General features: G+C 60.2%; 6 protein-coding genes and 2 pseudogenes. 5 read left to right on the top strand and 3 right to left on the bottom strand.

Going from position 1 to position 7,203, the window contains the following annotated elements; all coding sequences use genetic code 11:
• The 4 genes and pseudogenes from WM40_RS25260 to WM40_RS25245 all read left to right on the top strand — a co-directional run.
• Window positions 1-508: pseudogene (locus tag WM40_RS25260) on the top strand (MFS transporter); the annotation flags it as partial.
• A 36-nt stretch (window positions 509-544) separates the two neighbouring features.
• A complete protein-coding gene (locus WM40_RS25255; RefSeq protein ID WP_024905796.1) occupies window positions 545-1,813 on the top strand; it encodes an amidohydrolase family protein in 1,269 nt (422 codons plus the stop codon).
• 3 nt (window positions 1,814-1,816) lie between these two features.
• Complete coding sequence (locus tag WM40_RS25250) at window positions 1,817-2,722, top strand: alpha/beta hydrolase (RefSeq protein WP_046154371.1); 906 nt, start codon at window positions 1,817-1,819, stop codon at window positions 2,720-2,722.
• 90 nt (window positions 2,723-2,812) lie between these two features.
• Window positions 2,813-3,733, top strand: a complete 921-nt coding sequence (locus WM40_RS25245) for a SphA family protein (RefSeq protein WP_046154370.1) — start codon at window positions 2,813-2,815, stop codon at window positions 3,731-3,733.
• A gap of 64 nt (window positions 3,734-3,797) precedes the next feature.
• Here WM40_RS25245 and WM40_RS25240 read toward each other — a convergent pair whose 3' ends face one another.
• The 3 genes and pseudogenes from WM40_RS25240 to WM40_RS29195 all read right to left on the bottom strand — a co-directional run bounded on the left by WM40_RS25240 (window position 3,798) and on the right by WM40_RS29195 (window position 6,371).
• On the bottom strand, window positions 3,798-4,712 hold the full coding sequence (locus WM40_RS25240) for a LysR family transcriptional regulator (RefSeq protein ID WP_046154369.1): 915 nt from the start codon (window positions 4,710-4,712) through the stop codon (window positions 3,798-3,800).
• Between the two features lie 193 nt (window positions 4,713-4,905).
• Entirely contained in the window at window positions 4,906-5,187 is a 282-nt protein-coding gene (locus WM40_RS25235) for a hypothetical protein (RefSeq protein WP_046154368.1), read from the bottom strand.
• 27 nt (window positions 5,188-5,214) lie between these two features.
• Window positions 5,215-6,371: pseudogene (locus tag WM40_RS29195) on the bottom strand (IS30 family transposase).
• A 319-nt stretch (window positions 6,372-6,690) separates the two neighbouring features.
• Between WM40_RS29195 and WM40_RS25225 the strand changes: the two are divergent.
• Window positions 6,691-6,999 carry a helix-turn-helix domain-containing protein gene (locus WM40_RS25225; protein ID WP_052738529.1) on the top strand — a complete coding sequence of 103 codons (309 nt, stop codon included), beginning with the start codon at window positions 6,691-6,693 and terminating at the stop codon, window positions 6,997-6,999.
• The last annotated feature ends 204 nt before the right edge of the window (window positions 7,000-7,203 follow it).

Below are 7,203 nucleotides of genomic sequence, written 5' to 3'. Positions count from 1 at the left end.
GTTCAGCTTCGTGCAATACATCGGCATGGTGCGCGGCTTTGGCGCTTCGCGCGTGGACGCGGTGCTTGTCGCGGTCGGCCTCGTTAATCTGTTGCCGCCGATCTTCGCAACGCTCCTGCAAGGGAGACTCGAAGCGCGCGGCGTCGCCTTTGCCGGTGCCGTAGCACAAGCCGTTCTCGCACTGACCATCAGTAACACGTCTCACTTCCTGCCGTATGCCGTCGCGACCAGTCTCTGGGTCTTCGCGATGATTTTCACGCATACCTTCCTGTTCGGCTTCCTGGCCAAACTGGATCGCAGCGGCCGCGCCGTCGCTTACACCCCCGCGATGCTGATGGCGGGCTCCGCAGTCGGCCCCGTACTCGGGGGTGCCTTGATCGTCCGCGCGGGATTCGGCGCCATCGGTATCGCCGCGATGCTGATCAGCGTCGTGAGCATCGTATTTTTCCAGCGCCTGCGCGCTGTCGAGCCCGCACAAGCGCAACTCGACGCACCCGCGGCGCATTGACGCGACAACGTGAAACGCAATAAAGGATTTAAAAAAATGACCGGTATCGTCTTCAACAACGTCAAGGTTTTCGACGGCAGCGTGGTGCTGCCCTACACCGCACAGGTGCGGGTGCAAGGCAATCGGATTAGTGCGCTCGCCAATGCCAGCGAGCCGTCTATCGCACTCGCCGACGACGCGGTCTACGACTGCCGCGGTGCGACGCTGCTCCCGGGGCTGATCGAAGCGCATGCCCATTTATCCTGGCCCAGTTCCGTCGAAAAGTTCGTACCCGGCATGTCCCTTCCGCCGGAGGAACTCGTGCTCACCACGGCACGCAATGCGCGCATTCTGTTGGATCACGGCTTCACCGGTGCCTACTCGGCCGGCTCCCTCAGCAAGCGGGTCGAAGTCGCCCTGGCCGAGCAGATCGACAGTGGTGGTATGCCGGGACCGCGGCTAGTGGCATCCTCGATCGAACGCACGCCGCCCGTTGCAGGCGACGAGCAGCAACTCAGCGCCGGCGAGGTCGATCCGCACGGGGTGGGTCCCGATGCGGTCCGCGCCTTCGTCCACGACTGCGCCGAGATGGGCGCGCGCTCGGTCAAATTTCTGCTCTCCGGGGAAGACGCCTTGCAGCCCGGTGCCTCGCAGCAATTGCTTTATACCGAAGCGGAAGCACGCGCCGCGGGCGATGCGGCGGCCGAAACCGGCGTCTGGCTCGCCGCGCACGCGCAAGCCGCCGAAGCCGTCAAAATGGCGCTGCGCAATGACTTTCGCGTGCTCTATCACTGCACCTATGCCGACGAGGAAGCGCTCGACATGCTGGAAGCGGCACGCGATCGCATCTTCGTCGCCCCGGCCATCGGGATTATTCAAGCCACGCTCGATGCCACGCCGCCGCCCCACTTCGACATGAACCATATGAAGCGCAGCGCGGCGGAAGTGCGAACGCTCCAGCAACGTTTAATCCCGGAATTGCGTCGACGCGGCATCCGCGTCCTGCCTGGAGGCGACTATGGCTTCCCCTTCAACCCGAACGGCCGCAATGCGCGCGACCTCCAGCTCTTCGTCGACTTGTTCGGCTATACGCCTGCCGACGCATTGCACGCGGCCACCACGCTCGGCGGCGCCTTGATGGGCATGCCGGAGTCGCTCGGCCGCATCGCACCGACCTATCTGGCCGATCTGCTCGTGGTGGACGGTGATCCGACCGAGGACCTCACGATCCTGCAAGACAAGCAGCGCCTGCTCGGCATCATGAAAGACGGCGCATTTCACAAGGAACCGCGAGCCCTGCTCGCCGCACGCCAGCACCGGGAATAAGCGATGCATCGTCCTATCGACTCTTCCGCCGCCGCGGACCTCGCGCAACGCATCCGCGAGGCCGGCCCCATCATCGACCCGCCGCTGGTCAAAGGCTGGTATGCGTTTTATCGAGAGAATCAGCTAAAAGAGGGCGTCGTGGTTCGGCACGATATCGCCTATGGCGACGACGAACGGCAAAAACTCGATGTCTACCTGCCGACAACGCAGACCGACACGCCGCGCGGACTGCTGCTCTTTGTCCATGGCGGCGGCTTTATCCGCGGCGATCGACGCGAGAGAGCCAATGTCGGATGGCGTTTCGCGCGCGCTGGCTTCGTCACGGTCTTACCCAGCTATCGCCTCGCGCCAACGCATCAATGGCCGGCCGGCGCAGAGGATGTGGCGGCTGCATGGGCATGGTCATATGCGAACGCGAAGGCACTGGGCGCGGATCCGCAACGTGTCTATCTGGCCGGCGAATCCGCCGGCGCCGCGCACGTCGCGGCGGCAACGCTGATCGAGAATCTGCGTCCGTCCGGCATCCCTGCGCCACGCGCCGCCACCTTCATCTCGGGCGTCTATAACGCGCATCTTGAACAACGCGCTCGGCGTCAATTCTCGATTGCCACGCCCGACCCACGCAACGAAGCCTATTTCGGCAACGACTTCACGGAATATCGGAAACGCTCCACTGTGGAACGCATCGATACGGCGCCCTTTCCGCTGCTGATCACGTGGGCGGAATTGGATCCGCCGCAGATGCAAGTGCAAGCGGGGGAGCTTTTTGCACGGCTGACGACGCAGCACGGTTTCGACCCCGATCTGGCGGTCATTCCCGGACACAATCACCTGTCGCAGCTGGAAGCCATCAACACCGTCGACGAGGTGCTCACCGGCGCCTTACTCAGCTTCATCGGTCGACACTAACGCACTCTGCAAAGAGCGATTCCATCGGGAGGGGGAATCGAGGAACATTACTTCGCAATACGTATTACATTAAAAAAACAAAGGAGACAAATGTATAGAAAAACGATCCGGGCCATTGCGAGCTGCGCCCTTCTCTGCACAGGCTTTATGCAAGCCGCCCACGCCTATGAGGGCGGCGTCGCACCCTATCCGGCGGGCGCGGAAGTCGACTATATCGCCGCGATGCCGCCGATTCCGGGCTTGTTCGTGATGCAGCAGTTCAACGAGAGCTTCTCGAACGGCCTCTACGGAAACGATGGCAAAAAGCTGCCGACTTCCTTCCATACCTCGATCTTTTCGGAAACCACGCGCTTATTGGCCGCCTATCCGCTGACGGTCCTCGGCGCGAAGGTTTATTCGCAGTTGGTCGTCCCCGTGGTCTCCTTGCACAGCACGGTCCAAGGCTACAAAACCACACAGAACGGCTTGGCCAATATCACCGTCTCGCCGGTCATTCTGCAATGGACGATCGCACAGAATCTCCGTATTGCGGCAGGCGTCGATCTGTCCCTGGAAACAGGTTCCTACAGCCCCAGCAAGACCAGTGTCGCGAGCGGCTATACCTCCATTCAACCGGTGCTCTCGATCCGGTATGACAGGCCGGACAGCATCGATATCGGGTTGTCGAATCGCCTTCTTATCAACGAGAAGAATAGCGACACTAATTACAAGTCGGGTACCGGCTATACCGGCCAATTTCACGCTGGCTGGCACTTAGGCCGATGGGAAGTCGGCGCGGTCGGATACTACGTCAATCAGTTCAGTAACGACGAGCAGAATGGCGTCGCCGTATCGGGTAACGGTAATCGGATGCGCAGCATCGCCGTCGGCCCGGCGATCTCGTATAACGCAGGGCCAGTCAATATCAGCCTGAATTATCAACAGGGCATCTACGCGGCCAATACCAGCAAAAGCAATAATGTCTGGCTGAACCTCGCGATCCCCCTGTGGGTCCTCAGCGGTCATCACTGATGTGAAGCCTGTACGCGGATGCGTCCGCGTTCGACATGCCGCCGACCTAAGCGCATCGCCGGATTTAGCGGCCGGCAAGGCCCGCGGCCGCGTCGACCAATTGCTCCCTTAACCAGCGATGACACGGATCTTTCTCGCGATAGACGTGCCATTGCAGGAATTCCCGCACGGCCGGAATCGGAATCGGTGGCTCGACAAGCCGCAACGGCAGGCGCCGTGCCAGTTCGGTCGCCAGGCGGCGGTGCATCGTCGCCACCATCCGGGTGCCGATCAAGACGGGCGCCATCGAACTGAAGTCCGACGTCGTGATTCGCACGCTGCGTCGAATGCCTTGTGCTTCGAGATAGCGACTGTCGTACGTGGGCGCACGCGGCCAGCCGAGCAAGGCCGCCACATGATCGAGGCGCTCGAATTCCGCCACGCTTAAACGATCGGCCACCCCGTCGTTGCCCTCCCAGACCACGCAGACATAACTGTCATCGAACAAAGGTAAACTAGGATGATCCGACGCGATGAACGGCTCGGGAATGATCAGAAAATCATACTCGCCGCGCCGCAGCTTCGCGGCTGAGTCGTCCACCTGGGGCATCAGTTCGAGCGTGATATGCGGCGCCAGTTGCGCGATCGTGGGCATTACGCGCGGCATCAATACGTTGACGACGTAATCCGATGTGGCAATCTTGAAATGATGCCGCGCGTGGGCTGGATCGAATGTCGGATCGATCGCGACAATGGTCTGCACCTGGAGCAGGAGATCGCGTACCGGCTGCGCCAGTTCCCGCGCCAGCGGCGTCAGTTCCAGGTTGCGCCCGACGGGAATCAGCAACTCATCCTCGAAATAATCCCGGAGCTTCGCCAGCATGCCACTGATGGCAGACTGACTGAGGTTCAAGCGCTCGGCGGCTCGAGTGATACGCCGCTCCCCCAGCAGCGCGTCCAGTGTCACGAGCAGATTCAGGTCCAATCTGTTGAAGCGCATCGTGTGGGTCTCCAAAAAAAGCCGCCTGACAGAGCGGCCAGTTCTTATTATTTTTTGCGTCGTGCAGCGCTTGCGCGTTTCTGGCGGCGTTGAAATTGTGCCACGGTATCGCCTTTGGCGTCGTGCCGGCGATTTTATCGAGACCAACCCGTACGGCAGGCGTCCGTCACCGGACGCCCCCGTGCACGACGTATTACCGCAATCGCCGATACATTTCGTCGAGCAAGGCGCGGATTTCACCGGGCGATGCAGCGGTGCCGAAGACGTAGTGATCGGGCCTGACGAGCGCCGCGCAGCAATCGTGCGTCGCCATCCACCGCCCCAAGACATTGTCCACCTCGTGGACATCGCCGCCGAGCCGCACGACCGTCACGCCTGCCGACGTCGGGGCATCGACGCTGTCCATTGTCAGCAGCTGCCAACCGGTGCCGGCGAAGTCATCGAGCCGTATCGCCTCCCCTCCGTCGCGTTGCACCCACGGCTGCGGAAACAAGGGGTGGGTTCAATGGGTCGCTGCAACAGCCTCGCGTAGTTTATCGGCCGGAGACATGAAGCCCAAGGTCTTTTTAGGCCGTTCATTAAGGCGCGTTGCGATTTTGTTCAGTTGCTCCTGCGAATATTGATGAAGCTGGGTACCTTCAAGCAAATACTGTCGCAGAAGTCGGTTCGTATTTTCGGTGGTGCCGCGTTGCCAGGGACTTCGTGGGTTACAACGGTAGACCTGCACATCCGTAGCGATGGTGAATTCTTTGTGGTTCGCCAATTCCATGCCACGATCCCAGGTGAGCATCTTGCGTAGATGCTGTGGAAACCGCTTTACCTCGCGTTTAAGGCCCGCCACAACGCTCACCGTGTCCTTGCCTTTTATCTTGGCGAGGATGGTGACCCTCGAGCGCCGCTCGACCAGTGTGGCGACGTGAGTATTGTTCGCGTCGCTGACAAGATCTCCTTCCCAATGACCCGGCACGGCGCGGTCGGCCGCTTCAGGCGGGCGCTCGTGAATCGAAACAGCCCCAACTATCTTGTTGCGCGCGCCCTTGGTGCTAGAGAAGCGCGAATGACGCATCTTGCGCTGGGTTCGCAAATGATACTGTAGCTCTTTCTTTAAAGCACCGCGCGCCTGCACAAACAGGCTGCGATAGATTGTTTCGTGTGACACGCGCATCGACTCGTCATCGGTATATCGGCGCTTAAGCCAGCCGCTTACTTGTTCCGGAGACCATTCGCAAGAGAGCTTACGTTCGACAGCGTAGCGCAAGCGCGGGTTGCGCTCCAGCAGGCAATTTTGGGACGCAGGCTAACCTTCAAGGCTGCCTCATCGGGGTCCAGAGCCCGATAATGGCCTGTTCCACCGTTACGCGCAATCTCACGCGAAATGGTGGATGGCGCACGATGCAACTCACGCGCTATGGCCCGAATGGAAAGCCCGGCGGACACGCCGCGCGAAATCTCTTCACGTTCACTGAGAGTCAATGCCCGCGACGATCGCTTGCGCGCAGCAGGGCCGTAACCTCCGCATAGCCGGATGACGCCGTAGATCGACCCGGCTGGCTTGCCTAGCGCTTTGCCGATGCCAAGAAACGATTTACCGGCGCGCCACCTCCGCCAAACTTCTGCCTCGCCTTCTGGCGGCAGCCTAGGTCTTCCCATCTGTGCCATTCGTCAACCCTCCCTCATTCGATATCAATAGAAAGGTGTTGCAATGACCCATTGAACCCACCCCTCTTGATTCATACGGCTCCCATCATCCCGTCGTAGGAATACATCCACGCCTCCAATGTACAAACGCATTAGGAAACTGACGTGCAAGCCGCCCGAGGGCGTGTTTAGCTCGGCGTTTATGCCAAGCTAAATGTTTGAACTTGCGCATCATCCAGCGCGTCAAGTACGCATTCACCTGCTTCCACAAAGTTGACATCTCCCGCTGACGCTATCACGGGCAGAGCAGGGAGGTGACGGGGATGTCGCTAGGATCGAGGTGCCGCCGCCGACACTGCAAGTCCTCGCGCGACTGCTGTCGCTGATGGCTAGCCAGCAAACGTTTTTGCTCAGTCCCGCCGACACAGAACTGACGACTGGCCAAGCGGCCGATCTGCTGGGCGTCTCGCGTCCGTTTTTGGTAGCAAGACGCGAGGCCGGCGACCTCGCGCACCGTAAGGTTGGTCGCCACCGCCGTCTACGCCTGGACGACGTACTTGCCTACCAGCGTTCAATGAGAAGGGAAAGAAGTGCCGCCATCGATGAGATGGTCGAGGCAAGTGAGGCCATGGATGGTTATGGTTTATGAGATTCTGTCATGACCGTTTTATCGTTGTCTTAGACGCTTGCGTGCTATTTCCGATGCTGGTACGAGACGTGTTGCTCATCTTTGCGCAACACGGATTGTTCATACCTCGGTGGTCAGACACGATTCATGACGAATGGCCGAGAAATTTGGCAGCTCGACTCGCCCAGCAAACAACCGCGGCGCAAGCGAGAGACCAAACTGCCC

This window comes from Robbsia andropogonis, from assembly GCF_000970345.1.
Classification (GTDB): domain Bacteria; phylum Pseudomonadota; class Gammaproteobacteria; order Burkholderiales; family Burkholderiaceae; genus Robbsia; species Robbsia andropogonis.
This window is presented reverse-complemented; position numbering and strand designations above follow the sequence as displayed.